The organism is Aeromonas sp. FDAARGOS 1410, assembly GCF_019048745.1.
GTDB lineage: Bacteria > Pseudomonadota > Gammaproteobacteria > Enterobacterales > Aeromonadaceae > Aeromonas > Aeromonas jandaei.
This window is the reverse complement of record NZ_CP077401.1, coordinates 3,173,570-3,195,266: the sequence shown is the minus strand read 5'-3', so window position 1 is coordinate 3,195,266 and position 21,697 is coordinate 3,173,570. Positions and strand designations below refer to the sequence as shown.

The window sequence follows — 21,697 nt, the reverse complement described above, 5'->3', positions numbered from 1 at the left end:
GTTTTTTCCCCTGAGGGATGGATAAGATAGCAGCAGTAGAGGAGAGGGGCGTCATGCAGTCATTCAACTGGGTCGACATTGATGGTATCCGTTATAGCTGGGATGGGCAGGGAACCATTACCTGCGCAGGCCAGTTTGGCTATCAGGCATCGATCGCGGGGGATCAGCTGGATGGCGTGGAGATCGAGAACGACGCCGGTGATGTAGCTGGCTCGCTCAGTGTCGATTTTGCTGCGGCATCGATCACCTACACCCCGGCAATGGATGCTGAAGAGTCTCATGGTGTCATTCTGGTAGGGCATGATCTGGGTCAGCAGGAGTACTCGCTGGCCAGTCTCTACTCCCCACAGCTGCAGGATCTGCTGGGTCACTCCGAGACTATTCCCTGGTCTGTGGCAATGGAGGAGAGTGTACCGACAGAGGTTCACTCCCAGCCACAAGGACATATTCTGTCGTGGGATTCGTTCCACTTCGATGACGAGGTGCTGGTCGCGCAGGTCAGCAACACGCCAGTATCTGCAGGGGGAGAGCAGGAGGCTGCCCCGGTTGTCACCATCAGCCTTGATCTGACCAATCAGGTGCTGGATCAGATCCCGCCACTGCACGATATATGAATCTCACTTTGCTGCGGGCATAATGGCCTCAATCTTGTTGATTGAGGCTTTTTTCTATGTGGCGTCCCCTTCTTACCCTGTCGGCTCTGGTTGTCAGTGCCCCCCTGTTTGCCCTTGAAGTGCCGCAAGCGCCCCATCTGGTGGTGAGTGGTTACGCTGAGCAGAAGGTGGAGCCGGACATGCTGACGCTCAATGTGTCGGTTACCGCGCTGGAAAAACAGGGGCTCAAGGCCAAGCAGCTGGTCGATACCAAGGTTGCCGCGTTTTTTGGTCAGCTTGAAGGGCTGGGCATCAAGCGATCCGATGTGGAGGCCGGCAATCTGGTGGTCTCTCCCGAGTATCAATATGCCGAGAATAAGAAGCCCGAGCTGCTCGGGTACCGTGCCCAGCGCCAGCTGGCGGTCAAGCTCTACCAACTCGACAAGCTGAGCCAGCTGATGGATACCGCACTCAAAGCCGGGCTCGAGTCGGTATCGCAAATCGAATACGGCCTGAAATCGCCGCAAACCGTCAAGGAGCAGGTGCGACTGGGGGCGGTGGAAGATGCCAAGAGCAAGGCCGAGTCGCTGGCCAAGGCATTTGGTATGAAGCTGGGCAAGGTATACAGCGCTGAGTACCGCAACGCATCCCCGATGCCGCTCTATAGCCGCAACTTCAAGGCACAGGCGATGGCCGCGCCTGCAGCGGATATGGCGGCCAACAGCTATCAACAGCAGCAGATCACAGTCACTGACAATATCGACGCCGTTTTCCTGCTCGAATGATGCAGATGTCGTGATTGATGAAAACCCGCACCTGTTGCGGGTTTTTTTATGAGGCAACAGATGCAAAAAAGCCGACACACAGGGTGTCGGCTTGTTCACTTTGGCGATGCCATCAGGCGGTGACGGCGTCAGCCTTGCTTGCCTGCGGCGCCGGGTTGCGAATGAGGTAGTCAAACGCTCCCAGCGCGGCGGTCGCCCCGGCGCCCATGGAGATGATGATCTGCTTGAACGGCACCGTGGTGGCGTCCCCTGCGGCGTAGACGCCGGGCAGGGAGGTGGCGCCCCTGCTGTCGATCTCGATCTCGCCAAAGCGGGTCAGGGCCACATCGCTCCCCTTGAGGAACTCGGTGTTCGGCACTAGACCGATCTGGACGAAGATGCCGGCCACCGCCAGATGCTTGATCTCGCCGGTGGTGCGATCTTCGTAATCCATGCCCACCACCTTGCTGCCGTCACCGATCACTTCGGTGGTGCGAGCACTCATGATGATGTCGATGTTGGCCATGGAGCGGGCCTTCTTCTGCAATACCTCGTCGGCACGCAGAGTGTCGGCGAACTCCACCACGGTAACGTGTTCGACAATGCCAGCCAGATCGATGGCTGCCTCGATACCGGAGTTACCGCCCCCGATCACCGCAACCCGCTTGCCCTTGAAGAAGGGGCCGTCACAGTGCGGGCAGTAGGCCACGCCCTTGGTGCGGTACTCAAGCTCGCCCGGCACGTTCAGGTCGCGCCAGCGCGCGCCGGTGGCGAGAATGACCGAGCGGCTTTTCAAGGTGGCGCCAGAGGCGAGATCCACGTTCACATACCCATCCTTGCTGATGGCGGCGGCGCGCTGCTCGGTGATCACTTCCACGCCGTACTGCTTGACGTGCTGCTCCAGGCTCGCGGCCAGCTTGGGGCCTTCGGTATAGGGCACGGAGATGAAGTTCTCGATGCCGACAGTGTCCATCACCTGGCCACCAAAACGCTCGGCGACGATGGCGGTGCGAATGCCCTTGCGAGCGGCATAGATGGCAGCGGCGGCGCCAGCCGGGCCACCACCGACGACCAACACGTCGTAAGGCGCTTTTTCGTTGAGTTCCTCAGTTTTGCGCTCGGCGGCGCCGGTGTCGAGCTTGGCGACGATCTCTTCCAGCGAAATGCGCCCTTGGCTGAACGGCTGACCGTTCAGGTAGACGTTCGGCACCGCCATGATCTGACGCTCGTTGACCTCGTCCTGGAACAGGGCGCCATCGATCATGGTGTGGGTGATGCCGGGGTTGAGGGTGGCCATCAGGTTAAGGGCCTGCACCACGTCCGGGCAGTTGTGGCAGGAGAGCGAAATATAGGTCTCGAAGTGGAACTCACCCTTGAGATTGCGGATCTGCTCCTGCACGGCCGCATCGGCCTTGGAGGGGTGACCGCCGCTTTGCAGCAGGGCGAGTACCAGCGAGGTAAATTCATGACCCATGGGGATGCCGGCAAAATGAACGCGCGGGGCCTGGCCCTGCGGCGCGACGCTCATGGAAGGCTTGCGGGCATTGGTGCCATCGGTCAGGGAAATCTTGGGCGACATTCCGGCGATCTCGCTGGCCAGTGCCAGCAGTTCGGCGGATTTGTCGCTGTCATTGCCGGACACGCTGATCTCGATGGGATTGACGATGTACTGCAAGTAACCGTTGAGTTGTTGTTTGAGGTTGGTATCTAACATGGTCGAATTCCTTCTTGCTGAATGCGGGTCGGCACTGTGACCGGTTACAGAAAATGGAGGTCCATCAAGCAGACCGGCGCGTTTTCTGAGGTCCGTAAACAAAACCGGCCCTTGAACGGGCCGGTCTTCAGAGCGGGGAGGCTTAGATTTTGCCTACCAGATCCAGGGACGGGGCCAGGGTGGCGTCGCCTTCTTTCCACTTGGCCGGGCATACTTCACCCGGGTGAGCGGCAACATACTGGGCAGCCTTGACCTTGCGCAGCAGCTCCAGTGCGTCACGGCCGATGCCGCCAGCGTTGATCTCGACGATCTGGATGATGCCCTGCGGGTCGATGACGAAGGTACCGCGGTCAGCCAGACCGGCTTCTTCGATCATCACGCCGAAGTTGCGGGTGATGGTGCCGGTGGGGTCGCCAATCATCGGGTACTGGATCTTCTGGATGGTGTCAGAAGTATCGTGCCAGGCCTTGTGGGTGAAGTGGGTGTCGGTGGAGACAGCGTAGATCTCGACGCCCAGCTTCTGGAATTCGGCGTAGTTGTCGGCCAGGTCGCCCAGCTCGGTCGGGCAGACGAAGGTGAAGTCAGCCGGGTAGAAGAACACCACGGACCACTTGCCTTTCAGGTCAGCGTCAGACACCTGAACGAATTTGCCATTGTGGTAGGCGGTAGCATTGAACGGCTTGATTTCAGTGTTGATGTAGGTAGACATGGATTTGCTCCTTGGTGATGTACATATGCCTGTCCGGGTTTGCAGAGTCGTGCCGGACGAGGCGTTTAACTTTCGATGGAGTCATCATAGGAGGATGTTCTAATCGATTAAAGCCACAAAATTGAATCGCTTTAATCGGTATATTGGATTTATACGCGGTGGCCTATCGTCGGTGCCGCTGGTAGCAACAGTCGGGCATCCCCCTCGCAAGGCCGCTTGCTGCCGTCAAAGAAGGGGTTGCGGACCAAATCGGTCGCTATAAATCAAATTTATGGGTTTGGCGAGAATGACCCGATTTTAATTTATACCTCCCCGATGTCTGGCAAAAAGAGGTAGTGAGGGCTTGCCGAAAGAAGATGAAGATATCGCCCGATCTGGGGGATCGAGTGGTCATATGGATCGGGAGCAAAGAAGAGCGGCACAAGCAGCAAGAGGGGAGGCGGGGGAGATAAGAAAGCAGAAGCCGACCCGACCTAGTGCAAGCGGGCTGCGCGTTTTTGCGCAGATAAAAAAATCCCGGCGCTATCGCAACGATAAAGCCGGGTCATCAAACAAGGAATGGCTATATAAACAAATGCTTTACAGCAAAGACTAACTACGGGGTGTGCAAACTTGCAGACATATGAGAGGAAGAGGATGGGTGCACACTCCTTCATCTCCCCCTCGGCAACTATTGCATGAGGGGGATAATAGTGTGATGAGGATCACATGGCAAGCAATTGGTGTAATTTTTCAATCAAAATGAAACACTTTCACCTTTATTGCTCTTTTTTACTGCTGAAAACGCTTTTTCTGTAATTTAATTACAGTTTGCCGTGTCAAAAATCGGTGGGCGGCTCCTGCTCCTCCATCAATTCCAGCAGGTTGATGGCCACCGAGATGAAGTCCGATTCGGTGACGATGCCGATAAGCTTGCGTCCCTTGAGCACCGGCAGACAGCCATACCGGTGGCGCTGCAGATAGAGCGCTGCCTCCTTGATGCCGGCATGGGGATCCACGCTCGCAACCTGGCGGGTCATGATCTCGTCAAGGTGAACGCTGTCGGTAAATTCCGCCTCCCGCTCCGGGCTTATCAGCAGCAGTTTGGACTCGCGGGTGGCCAGGATGTCGGTGAGGGTGACCAGCCCCTGCAGATGGTGGTGTTCGTCAACGATGGGAATGTGGCGGATCCGCTCCTGCTGCATCAGATCCATCGCCTGTTTGACGCTGTTCTCCGGCCCCAGGGTAAAGGGATGTTCCGTCATGATTTCGGATATGGTCATCATGGTAGGCCTCCTGATTGCATTGGTTTTTCTTCTCCGCCTGTCTCCACCCTAGCCCAGCCATGGGTGGCAAAACATGATCAGGGTCAATACAAAACATTAAAGAGTCATTAACCGGTTGGTGGTCACAAAATTGCCCGCTACCCCTTGTCTCTCTTGGGTTTTTGGTCTTTTGGGTTGCCTTGGAAGATGGGGATAACTAGACTAGCCGCCGATTCCCCCCGAGGTGAAAGATGCAAGTATCCGATTTTCATTTTGATCTGCCAGACGAGCTGATTGCCCGCTATCCGATGGCGGAGCGTACCGCCAGCCGTTTGTTGCAGCTCGACGGTCAAACCGGCGCCCTGCGCCACGGTCAATTTGTCGATGTGCTGGACCAGCTCAACCCGGGCGACCTGCTGGTATTCAACAACACCCGCGTCATTCCGGCCCGCATGTTTGGCCAGAAGGCCAGCGGTGGCAAGCTGGAGGTGCTGGTCGAGCGCATTCTGGACGAGCACAGCGTGCTGGCTCATGTGCGGGCCTCCAAGGCGCCCAAGCCGGGCACCCGGATGATCATGGATGGTGGTGTGGAAGCTGAAATGCGCGCCCGCCACGATGCCCTGTTCGAGATCCAATTCCTCGACGCCCGCCCGGTGCTGGAGATCCTGGAGGCGATCGGCCACATGCCGCTGCCCCCCTATATCGACCGTCCCGACGAGGATGCCGACAAGGAGCGCTACCAGACGGTCTACAACCAGAAGCCGGGCGCCGTCGCTGCGCCGACCGCCGGTCTGCACTTTGACGAGCCGCTGCTTGAGAAAATTCGGGCCAAGGGGGTTGAAACTGCCTTTGTCACCCTGCATGTAGGGGCGGGGACCTTCCAGCCGGTGCGGGTGGAGAAGATTGAAGATCACCATATGCACTCCGAGTATGCCGAAGTGCCGCAAGAGGTGGTCGACGCCATTGCCGCTACCCGTGCGCGCGGCGGTCGGGTGATTGCCGTTGGCACCACCTCGGTCCGTTCGCTGGAGAGCGCCGCCAAAGTGACTCTGGCGCAGGGCAAGCCGCTGGCCCCCTTTTTTGGTGACACCGACATCTTCATCTTCCCGGGCTACCAGTTCCAGATTGTCGATGCCATGGTCACCAACTTCCACCTGCCGGAGTCGACCCTGATCATGCTGGTCAGCGCCTTCGCCGGGTATGATAACGTGATGACCGCCTACCAGGCCGCCGTGGCCGGGCAGTACCGTTTCTTCAGCTACGGGGACGCCATGTTCGTCACCCGTCGCCGGGGCGAGGCATAAGCTTCGCCTTTTATAGCGGGCCGAATGGCCTTTAATTGTCAGACTGTTTCTCTGACTGAATCGAGGTAGCAATGAAATTTGAACTGAAAACCACCGACGGCCGTGCCCGTCGCGGTCAGCTGGTATTCGAGCGTGGCACCGTGCAGACTCCGGCCTTTATGCCGGTCGGTACCTACGGCACCGTCAAGGGGATGACCCCGGAAGAGGTGCGTGAGACCGGTGCCCAGATCCTGCTTGGCAACACCTTCCACCTCTGGCTGCGTCCGGGTCAGGAAGTGATGCGTGCCCATGGCGATCTGCATGACTTCATGAACTGGCAGGGCCCGATCCTGACCGACTCCGGTGGTTTCCAGGTATTCAGCCTGGGCGACATCCGCAAGATCACCGAGGCGGGCGTCCACTTCCGCCACCCCATCAATGGCGAGAAGATCTTCCTCGACCCCGAGAAGTCCATGGAGATCCAGTACGATCTGGGCTCCGACATCGTGATGATCTTCGACGAGTGCACCCCGTATCCGGCCACTTACGAAGAAGCGCGCAAGTCGATGGAGATGTCCCTGCGCTGGGCCAAGCGCTCCCGCGACAAGTTCGACGCTCTTGGCAACAAGAATGCGCTGTTCGGCATCATCCAGGGTTCCGTCTACGAGCCGCTGCGTGACGTATCGCTGGAAGGTCTGCTGGAGATCGGCTTTGACGGTTATGCCGTTGGTGGTCTGGCGGTGGGTGAGCCCAAAGAGGACATGCACCGCATCCTTGAGCACGTCTGCCCGAAAATCCCGGCCGACAAGCCGCGCTACCTGATGGGCGTAGGCAAACCGGAAGATCTGGTGGAAGGGGTGCGCCGTGGTATCGACATGTTCGACTGCGTGATGCCGACCCGCAACGCCCGCAACGGTCATCTCTTTACCACCGATGGCGTGGTCAAGATCCGCAATGCGAAGTACCGCAACGACACCAGCACCCTGGATGCCGACTGCGATTGCTACACCTGCAAGAACTACACCCGCAGCTATCTGCACCATCTGGACAAGTGCAACGAGATCCTCGGTGCCCGTCTGAATACTATCCATAACCTGCGTTACTACCAGCGTGTTATGCAGGGTTTGCGGGACGCGATCGAGCAGGGTAAATTAGACGACTTTGTAACAGAGTTTTACCGTCGGCAAGGGAAGCCCGTGCCTCCGTTAGCTGTAAATGACGTTAAATAACAATAATTTATAAGCTAGTTTTCAAATCTACATCAATAAGAGGTTGTTAAATGAGCATTATCTCCAAGGCGTATGCAGAAGGCGCAGCTCCGGCGGCACAGGGTGGTGGCATGGAAATGATCATCATGCTGGCCGTATTCGGTCTCATCTTCTACTTCATGATCTACCGTCCCCAGGCCAAGCGCGCCAAAGATCATCGCAATCTGATGACCTCTCTCTCCAAGGGTGACGAAGTGCTCACCTCCGGTGGTCTGGTTGGCAAGATTGCCAAAGTGGCTGCCGACAGCGATTACCTGGTGATCGCCCTGAACGACCAGACTCAAGTCACCATCAAAAAGGACTTCGTTTCTGCCGTTCTGCCCAAGGGTTCTATCCAGTCCCTTTAATCTCCCAAGGAGCACAGCGTGTTGAATCGCTATCCGCTGTGGAAATACCTGATGGTGATCGTAGTGATCGCCATCGGTTTTCTATATGCAGCCCCCAATCTTTACGGCGAAGACCCGGCCTTGCAGGTTTCTGCCAGCCGTGGTGCCGAAGTCAAGCTAGATACCCTTGACCTGGTGAAAGAGAGTCTCGATGAGGCCAAGATCCCGGTCAAACATGCTGCGTTCGAGCACGGTCTGATCCTGATCCGTTTCAAGAACACCGAAGATCAGCTCAAGGCGCGCGATATCGTCGCCAACAAGCTGGGTGACAACTTCATTACCGCTCTCAACCTTGCCCCCTCTACTCCTGCCTGGCTCGAAGCCATTGGTGCCAACCCGCTCAAACTGGGTCTGGACCTGCGCGGTGGTGTGCACTTCCTGATGGAAGTGGACATGGCCGAGGCGCTGACCAAGCAGCAAGAGCAGATGGTGCAGGATTTCCGCTCCGAGCTGCGTACCCAGAAGATCCGTTACTCCGGCGTGCGCCGGGTCGGTGACAAGGTACAGGTGGTATTTCGTGACGAAGCGGATCAAGAGCGTGCTGTCACCCATCTGCGTCGCCAGAACCCTGATTTGACCTTCACCACCGAGCAGAAAGGGGATGAATTCATCCTGATGGCCGGTCTGAGCGAAGCGAAGATCAAGGAAGTGAAGAAGTACGCCCTCGAGCAGAACATCACCATCATCCGTAACCGGGTCAACGAGCTGGGTGTCGCCGAGCCGTTGGTACAACAGCAAGGCGCCGAGCGCATTGTGGTTGAGCTGCCCGGTATCCAGGATACCGCCCGTGCCAAGGAGATCCTCGGTGCGACCGCGACCCTGGAGTTCCACATGGTCGATGAGACGGCCGACATTCAGGCTGCGGCCGACGGTCGCGTACCGCCGAGCTCCAAGGTCTACAACGATCGCAATGGTCGTCCTGTCGTGCTGCAAAAGCGGGTGATCCTGACCGGTGACCACATCGTGGGTGCCCAGTCCGGTTTCGACGAGTACAGCCGTCCCCAGGTCAACATCAAGCTTGATGGCCAGGGTGGCAACAAGATGGCCAACTTTACCAAGGACAACGTGGGTAAAGGGATGGCGACCGTCTTTATCGAGTACAAGCCGGTTGGTCAGCCTGGTCCGGATGGCAAGCGCAAGTTCCGCAAGCAGGAGGAGGTGATCAACGTCGCCACCATCCAGTCGCGCCTTGGCAGCCAGTTCCGCATCACAGGTATCGACAACGCCAACGAAGCCCACAACCTGGCGCTGCTGCTGCGTGCCGGTGCCCTGATCGCCCCGATCCAGATCGTGGAAGAGCGCACCATTGGCCCGAGCCTGGGTCAGCAGAACATCGACAGCGGTATGCAAGCCATCGGCTGGGCCATGCTGGTGATCGTGCTGTTCATGGGGATCTACTACCGTGCGTTCGGCTGGGTTGCCAACCTGGCGCTCTGTATGAACCTGGTGCTGATCGTCGGTATCATGTCGATGATCCCGGGGGCCACCATGACCCTGCCAGGCATCGCCGGTATCGTGCTGACGCTCGGTATGGCGGTGGATGCCAACGTGCTGATCTACGAGCGTATTCGTGAAGAGATCCGCAACGGCCGCGGGGTTCAGCAAGCCATCCATCTGGGCTTTGATCGGGCATTCTCGACCATCGCCGACTCCAACGTCACCTCGCTCATCACCTGTGTGATCCTGTTCGGTATCGGTACTGGCGCCATCAAGGGCTTTGCCCTGACGCTGGGCATCGGTCTGACCGCCTCCATGTTTACTGCCATCACGGTCTCCCGCGCCATTATCAACCTGGCCTGGGGTGGACGGCGCATCGACAAGTTGCCCATCTGAGGATAGAGAGATGTTTCAGATTCTACATTTTGAAAAACCGATCCCGTTTATGCGCTATGCCAAAACGGGTGTGGTCTTCTCTTCCGTGCTGATGGTGATCGCCCTCTTCTTTCTGTTTGATCGGGGCCTGAACTGGGGTCTGGACTTCACCGGTGGGACCACCATCGAAGTGGGGTTCCAGCAGTCGGTGAGCCTGGACAAGATGCACCAGGTGCTGGAAGAGCAGAAGATTGAAGGGGCGAGCCTGCAACACTTCGGCTCCAGCCGTGATGTGCTGTTCCGCCTGACCCCGAAAGAGGGTGTCAAGGTCGAGGAGCAGGGTAACGAGGTGCTGGCTGCTGCCAAGCTGCTGGATCCCGGTGCCGTGCTCAAGCGCGTCGAGTTCGTCGGTCCCTCCGTGGGTGACGAGCTGGCGACCGATGGTGCTCTGGCCATGCTGGCTTCCATCATCTGTATCCTGATCTACGTGGCGGTGCGCTTTGAATGGCGTCTGGCCATGGGCGGCATCCTCTCGCTGGTGCACGACGTGGTGATCACCCTCGGTGTCTTTGCCTACTTCCAGTACGAGTTCGACCTGACCGTACTGGCGGCATTGATGACCCTGGTGGGTTACTCCCTGAACGATACCATCGTGGTGTTCGACCGCTTGCGGGAGAACTTCCGCAAGGTGCGCAAAGGGGATACCGACTACATCCTGGATCTCTCCATGACCGAGACCCTGAGCCGTACCATCATCACCTCCGGCCTCACCTTCGTGGTGGTGCTGGCGCTGCTGCTCAAGGGCGGCGCGCTGATCCACGGTTTTGCCGTGGCCATGGTGATCGGTGTGGCCTTCGGTACCTACTCCTCCATCTATGTGGCGAGTGCGTTTGCCATGTTCCTCGGCGTCAAGCGCGAGCACATGCTGCCAACCCAGGTAGAGAAAGAGGGTGCGGATCAACAGGAAATCCTGCCGTAAACCACGAAAGAGCGCTGCAAGGCGCTCTTTTCTTTTTCGCTGTTGTCGTATGCTGACGCAGATGATTTCAACAAAAGGAGCTTGCCATGCAACACAATCCCCGTTTTCTGGCGCTGGTAGAAGGGATCCGCTCCCGCGTAGCCGAGACCGATGTCCACCAGATCAAGCGCTGGCAGGATGAGGGGCGCGCTTTTCATCTGATCGATGTGCGGGAAGAGAGCGAGTGGGCCAAAGGCCATCTGCCCGGCGCCCTCTATCTGGGCCGTGGCGTGATTGAGCGTGATATCGAGACCCGTTTTCCCGATGTCGATACCGAGCTTTACCTCTACTGTGGCGGCGGTTTTCGCTCCATTCTGGCGGCAGACAATCTGCAACAGATGGGTTATCGCAAGGTGATCAGCGTCGATGGTGGTTTTCGCGGCTGGCTGGAGGCCGGATACCCTGTCGAATCCTGATTTATTTGAGAGAGATAGGCTGAGCTACATGACAAAGCGACGGTTGACCTTTACCATATGCGGGGTCAAGCGTAAGCGTCGGAGTGTTCATTGAACGTCAGGAAAGGGATTGGATACCTCCTCGGTATCCTGTTGCTGCTCCCTATGTGGGGTTGCAGCAGTAGCAGTCAGGTTAATGCCCCTCAGGTTCCCAAGCCGCAGCCTGCATCTCTGGTGTTGGCGACCCCTTTGCAGGTCTCCTACCAGAGCGAGCTGGCGCTAGCTCGACTCGGGCAGATGCTCAGCGAGATGGAGTTGACCACGGAGCAGCGTGCCGAGCTGTTCTATGAGCGTGCAGTGGTCTTTGATCGCGTTGGTTTGCGCTCCCTTGCGCGGCTCGATTTCAACCGTGCCTTGCGGGAGAAGCCCGATTTCGCCGAAGCCTACAACTTCATCGGCGTCTATCTGGTGCAGCAGCAGAATTATGACGAAGCCTACGAGGCATTCGATTCGGCGCTCGAACTGGCGCCCGATTACGACTATGCCTACCTGAACCGTGGCATTGCGCTCTACTACGGCAATCGTCCCGAGCTGGCTGCCGCCGATATGAAACGCTTCTATGAGGCGCAGCCGGAAGACCCTTACCGGGTGATCTGGCTCTATCTGGCCGAGCAGAAACTCGATCCGGCAGCGGCTATGAGCCGGATGCGCGAGCGTCTCAACAAGTACGATGACGACGCCTGGAACTGGGATCTGGTTCGTCTCTACACCGGCGAGATGAATGCCACCGAGTTGATGGGCAACGTGGTCAAAGGGGTGAAGGATAACCGGGAGCTCGCCGAGCGCCTGTGCGAAACCTACTTCTATCTGGGTAAGTACGAGCTGGGTCGGGGCAACCGCAAGGAGGCGATCAGCTACTTCAAGCTGGCGCTTTCCAACAACGTCTACGACTTCATCGAGCATCGCTATGCCTTGCTGGAGCTGGAGTTGATGGCTCGCAAGCCGCTGCCTCCCGGCGCCCAGAGTGGCCAGAGCAAGAGCGACCGCCCCTCCTGAGGGAGCGTGAAAGTGTAAAAAAGGCCTCATTGCGAGGCCTTTTTGTTTTTGCGTGGTTTGCGTTTACTCCACCAGGCTCATGCCGGGGATCTGGCGCCAGTAGCCGTTGCACTCACTCCCTTTGTGCAGGGGGATAGGCGCATCACCCTGCTGGTTGGCCTTGAAGCGAGCCAGCATTTCGAGGGTTTCCATTCCTTGGGGGGAGAGGCGCACCACATCCACCAGACCTGCCATCCCGGCCAGATCGTTACCCAGGTTGTAGCAGTAACCGGACTGGGTCTGGATACCGTTGAGGTTGAAGACGCGTTGCCCCTCGCGGCTGTTGGCCAGCCGTCCGGTGGGGTAGTTGATGCAGGCGAGTTCGCAGTTGTCTTTCGGCTTATCGAGAGAGCGGGCGGTAAAGCAGCGTGCCGAGTAGGCGAGCGGCAGGTGGCCGTAGGCGAACACTTCCACTTCGAACTGCTGGCGCGTCGCCCCCAGATCCTGCTCAAGCTGTACCAGCCAGTCCCGTGAAAGCTCCACCGGCATGACCCAGCGCTTCATCCCCTGCTTGATCAGCATGCGCAATACATCGGCGTTGTAGGCGTTGATGGCCGGGCCACAGACAAATGGAAGGTTCGCTTCATGGGCAAGCTGGACTGTGCCCAGATCGTTGGCTTCGACCATCAGATCGCCGTTGTCGACCAGCCGTTTCACCTCTTTCAGCTCGGAGGGGGCAGAGATGAGCGCCAGCGTCGAGAGCACCACCTGTTTGCCGGAGCTCGCCACTTCGCGGGCGAGGGAGATCCAGTCATCGACTTTCAGTTCGCGTCGCTTGCTGCAGACGGTTTCCCCGAGATAGACGATATCTGCTTCGCTTTGGGCTGCGGCGCGGTAAAAGGCCTCGGTATCGGCTTTGGGCCAGTAGAAGAGCAGGGGCCCGAGAGAGAAGTTCATGGATAGGGGCTCCTTATTGCCACTGACGATGATAGGCGCCAAGGGTAGTCTGGCTACCTTCGGAAACACGGGCGAGCTGGGCATCCCATTCGGCTTTGACCTGATAGGCCTCGGGATTGGCCTGATAGGCGTCGATGGCGGCGCGCCAGACCCGAGTTACTTGCTCCACGTAGGCAGGGCTGCGCTGACGACCCTCGATCTTGACCGACTGGATACCGGTCTGGAACAGCTCGGGCAAGAGACCCAGGGTATTGAGACTGGTGGGCTCCTCCAGCGCGTGGTAGGTCTGGCCATCCACTTCGAAACGCCCCTTGCACAGGGTCGGGTAGCCGGCATTCTCACCGGGGCCATAGCGGTCGATCAGCACCTCGTTGAGCCGTGATTCGAGGCCATTCGGGGTCTCTTCCCAGCGCACGAATTTGGCCGGCGAGCAGGCACCGACGGTATTGGGGCTCTCGCCCGTCATGTAGGAGGAGAGGTAGCAGCGCCCCTCGGCCATGATGCAGAGACTGCCAAAGGCAAAGACTTCAAGGCCGACATCGGTCTCGCGAGCCAGCTGTTTCACCTGATGCATGGAGAGCACCCGTGGCAGCACCACCCGTTTGACATTGAACTGCTGCTGATAGAAGCGGATGGCGGCAGCATTGGTGGCGCTGGCCTGCACCGAGACATGCAGCTCCATGTCGGGATAACGGCGGCTGGCATAATCGAGCACGGCAAGGTCTGCAATGATGAGAGCATCGGCACCAAGAGCCACCCCGCGGTCGACCGCCTGCTTCCAGCGGGCATCGGCACCAGGATGGGCGAAGGTATTGATGGCGATATGAAGTTTGCGATCATGTTGATGCACATAATCTACCGCCTTCTCCAGCTTGCTGTCGGTAAAGTTGAGACCGGCAAAGTGGCGGGCATTGGTGTCATCCTTGAAACCGATATAAACGGCATCGGCCCCGTTATCCACGGCGGTTTTCAGTGCCGGCAAACTGCCTGCCGGACAGAGTAATTCCATTGGTACGCTCCGAGAGTGCATATGAAGGGCAAACGAGCCCTGATTGTATGCACCACAGCCCCTTGGCTTTTTGACCTGAGGCAGCTTTGTGTGGCTTTCCCTGATCAACCCAACTCTGCACAAGTTTGATTTCCAACAGGATCTTGCCGGCATCCCTGTGCTTGAATGCGCAAAACAAAGGAGTCCATTGTGTTTCAACAACTGCAACGTCGCCTGGTCGAGCAGGCGCCCCGTCTCTTGCGTCATCCGCTCAAGCTGGTTCCCTTCAATCTGCAAAAGCAGCTGATGGAGAGTTTGCTGGCACGGGTATTCAAGGAGGCCATCGCGGATGGCGATTTCGAGTTCCTGACAGACAAGTGGCTGAAAGTAGAGGTCACCGATCTGGAGCTCTGCTGGTATATCAGCGAGCAGAGCGGTCAACTGGTCGTGGCAAAAAGCTGCGAACAGGCCGATGTCTGTTTTAGCGGCACCGCCAACGATCTGATCCTGATTGCCGGTCGCAAGGAGGATCCGGACGCGCTCTTCTTCCAGCGCAAGCTGAAGATTGAAGGGGATACCGAGTTGGGACTGGAAGTGAAAAACCTGATGGACAGCCTGGACATCGATGGGCTGCCGGTGCTGATGAAGTACCCCCTGATGGATCTGGCCACCTTTATCGAGCAGGCTCGAACCGGATCAGCGCAGACTCCGGTTCAGACGGCGGCGGGCGGGATCCCGTCGTAAGTGAATCGTCACGCCGTGGGCATGGCGGCGGTAATGGTGCCGTGCCCAAAGGCAGTGACAAGCCCACAGACAAGGCACCAGTGCCAGCAGGGCTTGTGGCGCAGGCAGCTGTGCAATGGCCATTCCCAGCGCGAGCCAGACAAAGGGCTGGGCTTCATAAAGCCATTCCGGTTGCAGCCAGCGTTTGGCTGGAAAGATGATGAGGTCGGTGCGCCGGTAGCTGGAGCGCATCATCCAGGTAACCGCTCCAGCGATATACAAAAGTGCACCCGCAAACCAGAGCAGGGGCTGGTTACCAAGGGTGATAATGGCAGTGGCCGCCAGCAGATAGAGGCTGGGCAATTTCTCGTAGATAAACGGAGGAAGCATAGCTGGATCTCTCCCGTGAACAATTCTACATATCCATTAAGTCTAGTTTTTCCTCCTCTTTGCCTCATGCCGGTTTGTTATACCAACGCCCGCTTTTGTTCTGAAATGGGATGCCTTTAACGGTGCCAAAATAGCGCTCTCTTATGTTATAATTGCGCGCCATTTTTGACTGAAGATTGATAGGGCATGTTGGATCAGATTCGTATCGTTTTGGTAAATACCTCTCATACCGGCAACATGGGTTCTGCGGCGCGCGCCATGAAGACCATGGGGCTCACCCAAATGGTACTGGTTGATCCGCAAGCTTTGCCGGATGGCAACGCCAACGCCCTTGCTGCAGGTGCCAGCGATATTCTGGCCAATGCCCGTATCGTCCCGACCCTCGATGAAGCCATCGCTGACTGTGGTCTGGTGATTGGCACCAGCGCGCGCTCCCGCACCCTGAGCTGGCCTATGCTCGATCCCCGCGAAGCGGGCAAGATGGCGGTAGCCGAAGGGATGAAGCATCCTGTTGCGCTGGTTTTTGGTCGCGAGCGGACCGGCCTGACCAACGATGAACTGCAGAAGTGCCACTACCATGTGGCCATTCCGGCCAATCCCGAATACAGCTCCCTTAACCTGGCCATGGCGGTACAGACCCTCTGTTACGAAGTGCGGATGCACTGGTTGCAGGGTCAGGAAGAGGTTGCTGAAGATATGGCTCAGGATTACCCCAGTGCCGAACAGCTGGAGGGGTTTTACCAGCATCTGGAGCAGACGCTGCTCAAGACCGGTTTCATCACCGATGATCATCCGGGGCAGGTGATGAACAAGCTGCGCCGCCTGTTCAACCGGGCTCGTCCGGAGTCGGTTGAGCTCAATATTCTGCGGGGCATTCTTACCTCGGTGCAAAAGACGAGACCGCAGGGATAAACCCGACTGGATTACTCAACCATATACTTGACTGATTTGGTCGGGTATGTGACCATGTGCCCATTGAATTGGTTCGCAAGACGGTAAGGCACATGAGACTGACTTCAAAAGGACGTTACGCTGTAACCGCCATGCTCGACGTGGCGCTGCATGCAGAGCAGGGGCCTGTTCCCCTCGCCGATATTTCCGAGCGCCAGGGCATCTCCTTGTCCTATCTCGAGCAGCTGTTTGCCCGCCTGCGCAAACATGGCTTGGTGAGCAGCGTGCGCGGCCCCGGTGGCGGTTATCGCCTAGGGTTGGCCCCTGACGAGATTTCGGTCGGCCAGGTTATCACCGCGGTTGACGAGTCGGTAGATGCCACCAAGTGCCTCGGCAAAGGGGGCTGTCATGGTGGTACCCAGTGCCTGACTCACTCCCTGTGGCGTGATCTGAGCGAGCGGATCTCCAGTTTCCTCGGCGAGATCACCCTGGCCGAACTGGTTCGCCAGGCCGATGTACGCCGGATTGCCGGCAAGCAAGATGAACAGATGAAAAGCGTGTTGTCCCTGATTGAACGGGCAGAACACGGCGATGTGAGCTTGAAAGTCCAACTATAAACGTGCTTTCCACAGCGGGATTCTGTATGACCCGAACTGTGACGGAGAAAAACATGAAACTGCCTATTTACCTTGATTATTCGGCAACCTGTCCGGTGGACCCGCGTGTCGCAGAAAAAATGATGCAGTGTCTCACCATGGATGGCCTGTTTGGCAATCCGGCTTCCCGTTCTCACCGTTTCGGCTGGCAGGCCGAAGAGGCGGTAGATCTGGCCCGTAATCAAGTGGCAGAGCTTATCGGTGCTGACCCGCGCGAGATCGTCTTCACCTCCGGTGCAACCGAGTCTGACAACCTGGCAATCAAGGGTGTTGCCCACTTTTATGCCAGCAAAGGCAAGCACATCATCACCTCCAAGACCGAACACAAAGCGGTGCTCGACACCTGCCGTCAGCTGGAGCGTGAAGGCTTCGAGGTGACCTATCTCGAGCCGATGCCAAACGGTCTCTTTACCCTCGAGATGATCGAGAACGCCATGCGTGACGACACCATTTTGGTCAGCATGATGCACGTGAACAACGAGATCGGCGTGATCCAGGACATCAAAGGGCTGGGTGAACTGTGCCGCTCCCGCAAGATCCTGCTGCACGTCGATGCCGCCCAGAGCGTGGGCAAAGTCGAGATCGATGTTGAAGCGATGAAGATTGACCTGCTCTCTCTCTCCGCCCACAAGATCTACGGTCCGAAAGGGATCGGTGCGCTCTACGTACGCCGCAAGCCGCGCGTGCGTATCGAAGCCCAGATGCACGGCGGCGGTCACGAGCGCGGCATGCGTTCCGGCACCCTGCCGACTCACCAGATCGTTGGCATGGGTGAAGCCTTCCGTATCGCCAAGGAAGAGATGGCAAGCGAGCACGAGCGCGTGATGACCCTGCGTCAGCGTCTGTGGGATGGCCTGAAAGATATCGAAGCCGTCTACCTCAACGGTGATCTGGAGCAGCGTGTTTCCGGCAACCTCAACGTCAGCTTCGCCTATGTGGAAGGGGAATCCCTCATCATGGCGCTTAAGGATCTGGCGGTCTCTTCCGGTTCTGCCTGTACCTCTGCCAGCCTGGAACCCTCCTACGTGCTGCGTGCGCTGGGTCTGAACGACGAGCTGGCTCACAGCTCCATCCGTTTCAGCATCGGTCGCTTCACCACCGAAGAAGAGATTGACTACGCGGTCAAGCTCATTCGTGACTCTATCGGTCGTCTGCGCGAGATGTCTCCGCTGTGGGAGATGTACAAGGATGGCGTTGATCTGAACACGGTCGAATGGGCTCATCACTGATCACTTCAGTGAGCAACAGAATTAGCAGGAGTTAGATATGGCTTACAGTGAAAAAGTAATCGACCACTACGAAAATCCGCGCAACGTCGGTGGTTTTGACAAGAATGATCCCAGCGTTGCAACCGGCATGGTGGGGGCACCTGCCTGTGGCGACGTGATGAAGCTGCAGCTGAAGATCAGTGAAGAGGGCATCATAGAAGATGCCAAGTTCAAAACCTATGGTTGCGGCTCTGCCATCGCCTCCAGCTCCCTGGTGACCGAATGGGTCAAGGGCAAGACCCTGGACGAAGCGGCCGGCATCAAGAACACCGATATCGCCGAAGAGCTGGCTCTGCCGCCGGTGAAGATCCACTGCTCCATTCTGGCCGAGGATGCCATCAAGGCCGCCATCGCCGATTACAAGCAGAAGAAAGGTCTCTAAGCGCCGGAGAGCAGTATGGCTATTACCATGACAGATGCCGCCGCGGCACGGGTTTCCTCTTTTCTGACCAACCGGGGCAAGGGCATTGGCCTGCGCCTCGGCGTCAAGACCACCGGCTGCTCGGGCCTTGCCTATGTGCTCGAGTTTGTCGATGAGCTTACCGGAGAAGATCAGGTATTCGAGCAGCAGGGCGTCAAGATTATTGTCGATGCCAAGAGCCTCATCCATCTGGATGGCACCGAGCTGGATTTCGTCAAAGAGGGGCTCAACGAGGGCTTCAAATTCAACAACCCCAACGCCAAAGGCGAGTGTGGTTGTGGCGAAAGCTTCAGTGTCTAAGAGGATTGCATGAACCATTTCGAGCTGTTTGGGCTGGTTGAAGGCTTCGAGCTCGATACCCGGCAGCTGGCCGACACCTACCGTCAGCTGCAGACCCAGTTTCATCCCGATCGTTTCGCCACTGCTCCCGAGCGGGAGCAGCTGGCAGCGGTACAGCGTGCCGCCCAGATCAACGACGCATTCACCACCCTCAAGGCGCCGCTGCGCCGTGCCGAATATCTGCTCTCTCTGCGTGGCACCGATATTCGTGGCGAACAGCAGACCCTGCAAGACACGGCTTTTCTGATGCAGCAGCTTGAATGGCGCGAGCGTCTGGCCGATCTGAAAGGTGACGCTGACCCTGAGCGCGCCATCAAGGATTTTCGCAGCGAGATCAGGCATGATCACCAGCTGTTGATGCAGCAGCTGACCGACTCGCTTGCCACTGGCAACGATCCTGTCGCCGCCGACTGCGTTCGCAAACTCAAGTTTGTCGACAAGCTCCTCGAAGAGCTGGAACGATTCGAAGACTCGCTCCTCGAGTCTTGATCCTTTAACGCTGGAAGTCTCATTACCCATGGCATTACTGCAAATCGCCGAACCCGGCCAGAGCGCTGTACCCCATCAGCACAAGCGTGCCGTCGGCATCGATCTCGGTACCACCAATTCTCTCGTCGCTGCAGTGCGCAGCGGTCAGGCCGCCACGCTCAGTGATGAACAGGGGCGCGACCTGCTCCCCTCTGTCGTTCACTATCAGGCGGATGCAATCCGGGTGGGCTTCGATGCCAAGCGTGAAGCGGCGCTCGACCCGCACAATACCATCGTCTCGGTCAAACGGATGATGGGCAAGGCGCTGGCCGATATTGATACCCGCCAGCAGCCTTATCAATTCGTGGCAGCCGACAACGGCATGCCGCAGTTGCAGACCCGTCAGGGGCTGGTCAACCCGGTGCAAGTCTCGGCCGAGATCCTCAAAAAATTGGCCGAGCGCGGCGCCCAGACCCTGGGTGGCGATCTCGATGGTGTGGTCATCACAGTGCCCGCCTATTTTGATGATGCCCAGCGTCAGGGCACCAAGGATGCGGCCCGTCTGGCCGGTCTGCATGTGCTGCGTCTGCTCAACGAGCCGACCGCCGCAGCCATCGCCTATGGCCTCGACTCCGGTCAGGAAGGGGTTATTGCGGTCTATGACCTGGGCGGCGGCACCTTCGATATCTCTATTTTGCGTCTGCACCGCGGTGTATTCGAAGTGATGGCAACCGGCGGTGATTCCGCCCTCGGTGGCGATGATTTCGATCACCTGCTGGCTGACTGGATCAAGGAACAAGCCGGTTTGACCGGCGAGCTGGATGCCCGTCTGCAGCGTGAGCTGCTGGATGTGGCTGCCGCCGTCAAACACGGTCTGACCGATTCCGACAGCGTTTCCTGCACCTTTGCCGGCTGGCAGGGCTCGGTGAGCCGCAGCCAGTTTGATGAGCTCATCGCGCCGCTGGTGAAACGCACTCTGCTGGCTTGCCGCCGCGCCCTGCGCGATGCGGGTCTCGAGCAGGTGGAAGTGCTAGAGGTGGTGATGGTGGGAGGCTCCACCCGGGTGCCGCTGGTGCGCGAGATGGTGGGCGAGTTCTTTGGTCGCACGCCGCTCACCAGTATCGATCCCGACAAGGTTGTGGCCATCGGCGCTGCCGTTCAGGCTGATATTCTGGTGGGCAACAAGCCAGATGCCGAGATGCTGCTGCTGGACGTCATCCCGCTCTCCCTGGGTCTTGAGACCATGGGGGGGCTCGCCGAGAAGGTGATCCCGCGCAATACCACCATACCGGTGGCCCGCGCTCAGGAGTTCACCACCTTCAAGGATGGTCAGACTGCGATGGCCATCCACGTGGTGCAGGGTGAGCGCGAGCTGGTGGCGGATTGCCGATCTTTGGCCCGTTTTACCCTGACCGGCATTCCGCCGATGGCCGCCGGTGCCGCCCATATTCGAGTCACTTTCCAGGTGGATGCGGATGGTCTGCTATCGGTCAGCGCCATGGAGAAATCCTCCGGCGTGCAGGCCGAGATCCAGGTCAAGCCCTCTTACGGGCTGGCAGAGGAGGATATCCTCAACATGCTGAGCGCCTCCATCGAGAATGCCCAGCAGGATATGGATGCCCGCATGCTGGCAGAGCAGCAGGTCGAGGCCGACCGGGTGGTCGAGAGCCTGAATGCCGCGCTGGCTGCTGATGGCGATGCACTGCTCAATGCGGCAGAGCGCGCCGAGATTGATGCCGCCATCGCCCATCTGCTGGCCATGCGTCAGGCGGGGAGTACCAACCAAATCAAAGAGGCCATCGAGGCGGCGGATGCTGCCAGTGGCGAGTTTGCAGCCCGCCGGATGGATGCTTCCATTCGCAAGGTGCTGACCGGACAAAACGTCAACAAGGTGTAATATGCCAAAACTGATCATTCTTCCTCATCCCGTGCTCTGTCCGGATGGCGCTGCCCTCGAAGGGGAGAGCGGCGAGACCATTCTGGATGTGGCGCTGCGCAACGGCATCGAGATTGAGCATGCCTGCGAGAAGTCCTGTGCCTGCACCACCTGCCACTGTGTGGTGCGTGAAGGCTTTGACTCCCTAGAGCCGAGCGACGAGCTGGAAGACGACATGCTGGACAAGGCGTGGGGGCTGGAGCCGGAATCCCGCCTCAGCTGCCAGGCCAAACTGGCTGATGAGGATCTGGTGGTGGAGCTGCCCAAGTACACCCTGAACCTCGCCTCTGAACGCCATTAATTACACACAAGTGAATTGCACGTGCAGCATCCATCGGTGCTTCAGTGATATGGTGAAGGCCGTGACCCCTTTGGGGCACGGCCTTTTTTGTATTCGTTCTTACCTGTTTGCGCATTAAAACAGTGCCAGTAAAAAAGG

25 protein-coding genes are annotated in these 21,697 nt (G+C 58.1%); 19 read left to right on the top strand and 6 right to left on the bottom strand.

Annotated elements, in window-relative coordinates:
- The first annotated feature begins 53 nt into the window (after positions 1-53).
- Positions 54-614 carry a hypothetical protein gene (locus I6L40_RS14780; protein ID WP_071910671.1) on the top strand — a complete coding sequence of 187 codons (561 nt, stop codon included), beginning with the start codon at positions 54-56 and terminating at the stop codon, positions 612-614.
- A gap of 56 nt (positions 615-670) precedes the next feature.
- Positions 671-1,378: an SIMPL domain-containing protein gene (locus I6L40_RS14775; protein WP_071910669.1), complete on the top strand. Its 708-nt coding sequence runs from the start codon at positions 671-673 to the stop codon at positions 1,376-1,378.
- Between the two features lie 112 nt (positions 1,379-1,490).
- On the opposite strand, the gene ahpF is transcribed toward I6L40_RS14775, so the two are convergent.
- Both ahpF and ahpC read right to left on the bottom strand, forming a co-directional pair.
- Positions 1,491-3,071 carry an alkyl hydroperoxide reductase subunit F gene (gene ahpF, locus I6L40_RS14770; protein ID WP_216994469.1) on the bottom strand — a complete coding sequence of 527 codons (1,581 nt, stop codon included), beginning with the start codon at positions 3,069-3,071 and terminating at the stop codon, positions 1,491-1,493.
- 142 nt (positions 3,072-3,213) lie between these two features.
- Positions 3,214-3,780: an alkyl hydroperoxide reductase subunit C gene (gene ahpC, locus I6L40_RS14765; RefSeq protein WP_005299724.1), complete on the bottom strand. Its 567-nt coding sequence runs from the start codon at positions 3,778-3,780 to the stop codon at positions 3,214-3,216.
- Positions 3,781-4,123: 343 nt separating this feature from the next.
- Between ahpC and I6L40_RS14760 the strand changes: the two genes are divergently transcribed.
- On the top strand, positions 4,124-4,375 hold the full coding sequence (locus I6L40_RS14760) for a hypothetical protein (RefSeq protein ID WP_139394535.1): 252 nt from the start codon (positions 4,124-4,126) through the stop codon (positions 4,373-4,375).
- Between the two features lie 223 nt (positions 4,376-4,598).
- On the opposite strand, the gene I6L40_RS14755 is transcribed toward I6L40_RS14760, so the two are convergent.
- Positions 4,599-5,045 (bottom strand): CBS domain-containing protein, encoded by a 447-nt coding sequence (locus tag I6L40_RS14755; protein WP_040066530.1) that lies wholly within the window; start codon positions 5,043-5,045, stop codon positions 4,599-4,601.
- 230 nt (positions 5,046-5,275) lie between these two features.
- Between I6L40_RS14755 and queA the strand changes: the two genes are divergently transcribed.
- The 7 genes from queA to nlpI all read left to right on the top strand — a co-directional run bounded on the left by queA (position 5,276) and on the right by nlpI (position 12,242).
- Positions 5,276-6,328, top strand: coding sequence for a tRNA preQ1(34) S-adenosylmethionine ribosyltransferase-isomerase QueA (queA, locus tag I6L40_RS14750; protein WP_216994468.1), 1,053 nt, complete (start codon positions 5,276-5,278; stop codon positions 6,326-6,328).
- 71 nt (positions 6,329-6,399) lie between these two features.
- Positions 6,400-7,536, top strand: a complete 1,137-nt coding sequence (gene tgt, locus I6L40_RS14745; protein WP_041207406.1) for a tRNA guanosine(34) transglycosylase Tgt — start codon at positions 6,400-6,402, stop codon at positions 7,534-7,536.
- A gap of 50 nt (positions 7,537-7,586) precedes the next feature.
- Complete coding sequence (gene yajC, locus I6L40_RS14740; RefSeq protein WP_041207407.1) at positions 7,587-7,922, top strand: preprotein translocase subunit YajC; 336 nt, start codon at positions 7,587-7,589, stop codon at positions 7,920-7,922.
- A gap of 18 nt (positions 7,923-7,940) precedes the next feature.
- A complete protein-coding gene (gene secD, locus I6L40_RS14735; RefSeq protein ID WP_041207408.1) occupies positions 7,941-9,794 on the top strand; it encodes a protein translocase subunit SecD in 1,854 nt (617 codons plus the stop codon).
- 10 nt (positions 9,795-9,804) lie between these two features.
- Complete coding sequence (secF, locus tag I6L40_RS14730) at positions 9,805-10,752, top strand: protein translocase subunit SecF (RefSeq protein WP_033114488.1); 948 nt, start codon at positions 9,805-9,807, stop codon at positions 10,750-10,752.
- Between the two features lie 86 nt (positions 10,753-10,838).
- Complete coding sequence (locus I6L40_RS14725; RefSeq protein WP_033114489.1) at positions 10,839-11,207, top strand: rhodanese-like domain-containing protein; 369 nt, start codon at positions 10,839-10,841, stop codon at positions 11,205-11,207.
- Positions 11,208-11,297: 90 nt separating this feature from the next.
- On the top strand, positions 11,298-12,242 hold the full coding sequence (gene nlpI / locus I6L40_RS14720) for a lipoprotein NlpI (RefSeq protein WP_280136025.1): 945 nt from the start codon (positions 11,298-11,300) through the stop codon (positions 12,240-12,242).
- Between the two features lie 63 nt (positions 12,243-12,305).
- Here the strand turns inward: nlpI and I6L40_RS14715 are convergent, their stop codons facing one another.
- Complete coding sequence (locus tag I6L40_RS14715) at positions 12,306-13,178, bottom strand: U32 family peptidase (protein WP_071910663.1); 873 nt, start codon at positions 13,176-13,178, stop codon at positions 12,306-12,308.
- A gap of 13 nt (positions 13,179-13,191) precedes the next feature.
- Positions 13,192-14,187, bottom strand: coding sequence for a peptidase U32 family protein (locus I6L40_RS14710; protein WP_041207411.1), 996 nt, complete (start codon positions 14,185-14,187; stop codon positions 13,192-13,194).
- A gap of 189 nt (positions 14,188-14,376) precedes the next feature.
- Here I6L40_RS14710 and I6L40_RS14705 point away from each other — a divergent pair, with 189 nt between their 5' ends.
- The gene (locus I6L40_RS14705) at positions 14,377-14,910 is read left to right on the top strand and encodes an SCP2 domain-containing protein (RefSeq protein WP_083593349.1); all 534 of its coding nucleotides are present in this window, start codon (positions 14,377-14,379) and stop codon (positions 14,908-14,910) included.
- Here the strand turns inward: I6L40_RS14705 and I6L40_RS14700 are convergent.
- Positions 14,863-15,279 (bottom strand): hypothetical protein, encoded by a 417-nt coding sequence (locus I6L40_RS14700; protein ID WP_071910660.1) that lies wholly within the window; start codon positions 15,277-15,279, stop codon positions 14,863-14,865. The two genes, I6L40_RS14705 and I6L40_RS14700, sit on opposite strands and share 48 nt — an antisense overlap.
- 186 nt (positions 15,280-15,465) lie before the next feature.
- Between I6L40_RS14700 and trmJ the strand changes: the two genes are divergently transcribed.
- The 8 genes from trmJ to fdx all read left to right on the top strand — a co-directional run bounded on the left by trmJ (position 15,466) and on the right by fdx (position 21,559).
- The gene (gene trmJ / locus I6L40_RS14695) at positions 15,466-16,191 is read left to right on the top strand and encodes a tRNA (cytosine(32)/uridine(32)-2'-O)-methyltransferase TrmJ (RefSeq protein ID WP_071910658.1); all 726 of its coding nucleotides are present in this window, start codon (positions 15,466-15,468) and stop codon (positions 16,189-16,191) included.
- Positions 16,192-16,283: 92 nt separating this feature from the next.
- The gene (iscR, locus tag I6L40_RS14690) at positions 16,284-16,787 is read left to right on the top strand and encodes a Fe-S cluster assembly transcriptional regulator IscR (RefSeq protein WP_041207415.1); all 504 of its coding nucleotides are present in this window, start codon (positions 16,284-16,286) and stop codon (positions 16,785-16,787) included.
- A 53-nt stretch (positions 16,788-16,840) separates the two neighbouring features.
- Positions 16,841-18,055 (top strand): IscS subfamily cysteine desulfurase, encoded by a 1,215-nt coding sequence (locus I6L40_RS14685; RefSeq protein WP_041207416.1) that lies wholly within the window; start codon positions 16,841-16,843, stop codon positions 18,053-18,055.
- Between the two features lie 37 nt (positions 18,056-18,092).
- On the top strand, positions 18,093-18,476 hold the full coding sequence (iscU, locus tag I6L40_RS14680) for a Fe-S cluster assembly scaffold IscU (protein WP_033114498.1): 384 nt from the start codon (positions 18,093-18,095) through the stop codon (positions 18,474-18,476).
- A 15-nt stretch (positions 18,477-18,491) separates the two neighbouring features.
- Entirely contained in the window at positions 18,492-18,815 is a 324-nt protein-coding gene (gene iscA / locus I6L40_RS14675; protein WP_041207418.1) for an iron-sulfur cluster assembly protein IscA, read from the top strand.
- A 9-nt stretch (positions 18,816-18,824) separates the two neighbouring features.
- Positions 18,825-19,343, top strand: a complete 519-nt coding sequence (gene hscB, locus I6L40_RS14670; RefSeq protein ID WP_042033553.1) for a co-chaperone HscB — start codon at positions 18,825-18,827, stop codon at positions 19,341-19,343.
- Between the two features lie 28 nt (positions 19,344-19,371).
- Positions 19,372-21,219: a Fe-S protein assembly chaperone HscA gene (gene hscA / locus I6L40_RS14665; protein WP_216994467.1), complete on the top strand. Its 1,848-nt coding sequence runs from the start codon at positions 19,372-19,374 to the stop codon at positions 21,217-21,219.
- 1 nt (position 21,220) lies between these two features.
- Positions 21,221-21,559: an ISC system 2Fe-2S type ferredoxin gene (gene fdx, locus I6L40_RS14660; protein WP_033114502.1), complete on the top strand. Its 339-nt coding sequence runs from the start codon at positions 21,221-21,223 to the stop codon at positions 21,557-21,559.
- The last annotated feature ends 138 nt before the right edge of the window (positions 21,560-21,697 follow it).

Coding starts and splice junctions, on each gene's coding strand:
- I6L40_RS14780 (WP_071910671.1), top strand. CDS start 54: ATGCAGTCATTCAACTGGGTCGACATTGATGGTATCCGTTATAGCTGG.
- I6L40_RS14775 (WP_071910669.1), top strand. CDS start 671: ATGTGGCGTCCCCTTCTTACCCTGTCGGCTCTGGTTGTCAGTGCCCCC.
- ahpF (WP_216994469.1), bottom strand. CDS start 3,071: ATGTTAGATACCAACCTCAAACAACAACTCAACGGTTACTTGCAGTAC.
- ahpC (WP_005299724.1), bottom strand. CDS start 3,780: ATGTCTACCTACATCAACACTGAAATCAAGCCGTTCAATGCTACCGCC.
- I6L40_RS14755 (WP_040066530.1), bottom strand. CDS start 5,045: ATGATGACCATATCCGAAATCATGACGGAACATCCCTTTACCCTGGGG.
- queA (WP_216994468.1), top strand. CDS start 5,276: ATGCAAGTATCCGATTTTCATTTTGATCTGCCAGACGAGCTGATTGCC.
- tgt (WP_041207406.1), top strand. CDS start 6,400: ATGAAATTTGAACTGAAAACCACCGACGGCCGTGCCCGTCGCGGTCAG.
- yajC (WP_041207407.1), top strand. CDS start 7,587: ATGAGCATTATCTCCAAGGCGTATGCAGAAGGCGCAGCTCCGGCGGCA.
- secF (WP_033114488.1), top strand. CDS start 9,805: ATGTTTCAGATTCTACATTTTGAAAAACCGATCCCGTTTATGCGCTAT.
- I6L40_RS14725 (WP_033114489.1), top strand. CDS start 10,839: ATGCAACACAATCCCCGTTTTCTGGCGCTGGTAGAAGGGATCCGCTCC.
- I6L40_RS14715 (WP_071910663.1), bottom strand. CDS start 13,178: ATGAACTTCTCTCTCGGGCCCCTGCTCTTCTACTGGCCCAAAGCCGAT.
- I6L40_RS14710 (WP_041207411.1), bottom strand. CDS start 14,187: ATGGAATTACTCTGTCCGGCAGGCAGTTTGCCGGCACTGAAAACCGCC.
- I6L40_RS14700 (WP_071910660.1), bottom strand. CDS start 15,279: ATGCTTCCTCCGTTTATCTACGAGAAATTGCCCAGCCTCTATCTGCTG.
- trmJ (WP_071910658.1), top strand. CDS start 15,466: ATGTTGGATCAGATTCGTATCGTTTTGGTAAATACCTCTCATACCGGC.
- iscR (WP_041207415.1), top strand. CDS start 16,284: ATGAGACTGACTTCAAAAGGACGTTACGCTGTAACCGCCATGCTCGAC.
- I6L40_RS14685 (WP_041207416.1), top strand. CDS start 16,841: ATGAAACTGCCTATTTACCTTGATTATTCGGCAACCTGTCCGGTGGAC.
- iscU (WP_033114498.1), top strand. CDS start 18,093: ATGGCTTACAGTGAAAAAGTAATCGACCACTACGAAAATCCGCGCAAC.
- iscA (WP_041207418.1), top strand. CDS start 18,492: ATGGCTATTACCATGACAGATGCCGCCGCGGCACGGGTTTCCTCTTTT.
- hscB (WP_042033553.1), top strand. CDS start 18,825: ATGAACCATTTCGAGCTGTTTGGGCTGGTTGAAGGCTTCGAGCTCGAT.
- hscA (WP_216994467.1), top strand. CDS start 19,372: ATGGCATTACTGCAAATCGCCGAACCCGGCCAGAGCGCTGTACCCCAT.
- fdx (WP_033114502.1), top strand. CDS start 21,221: ATGCCAAAACTGATCATTCTTCCTCATCCCGTGCTCTGTCCGGATGGC.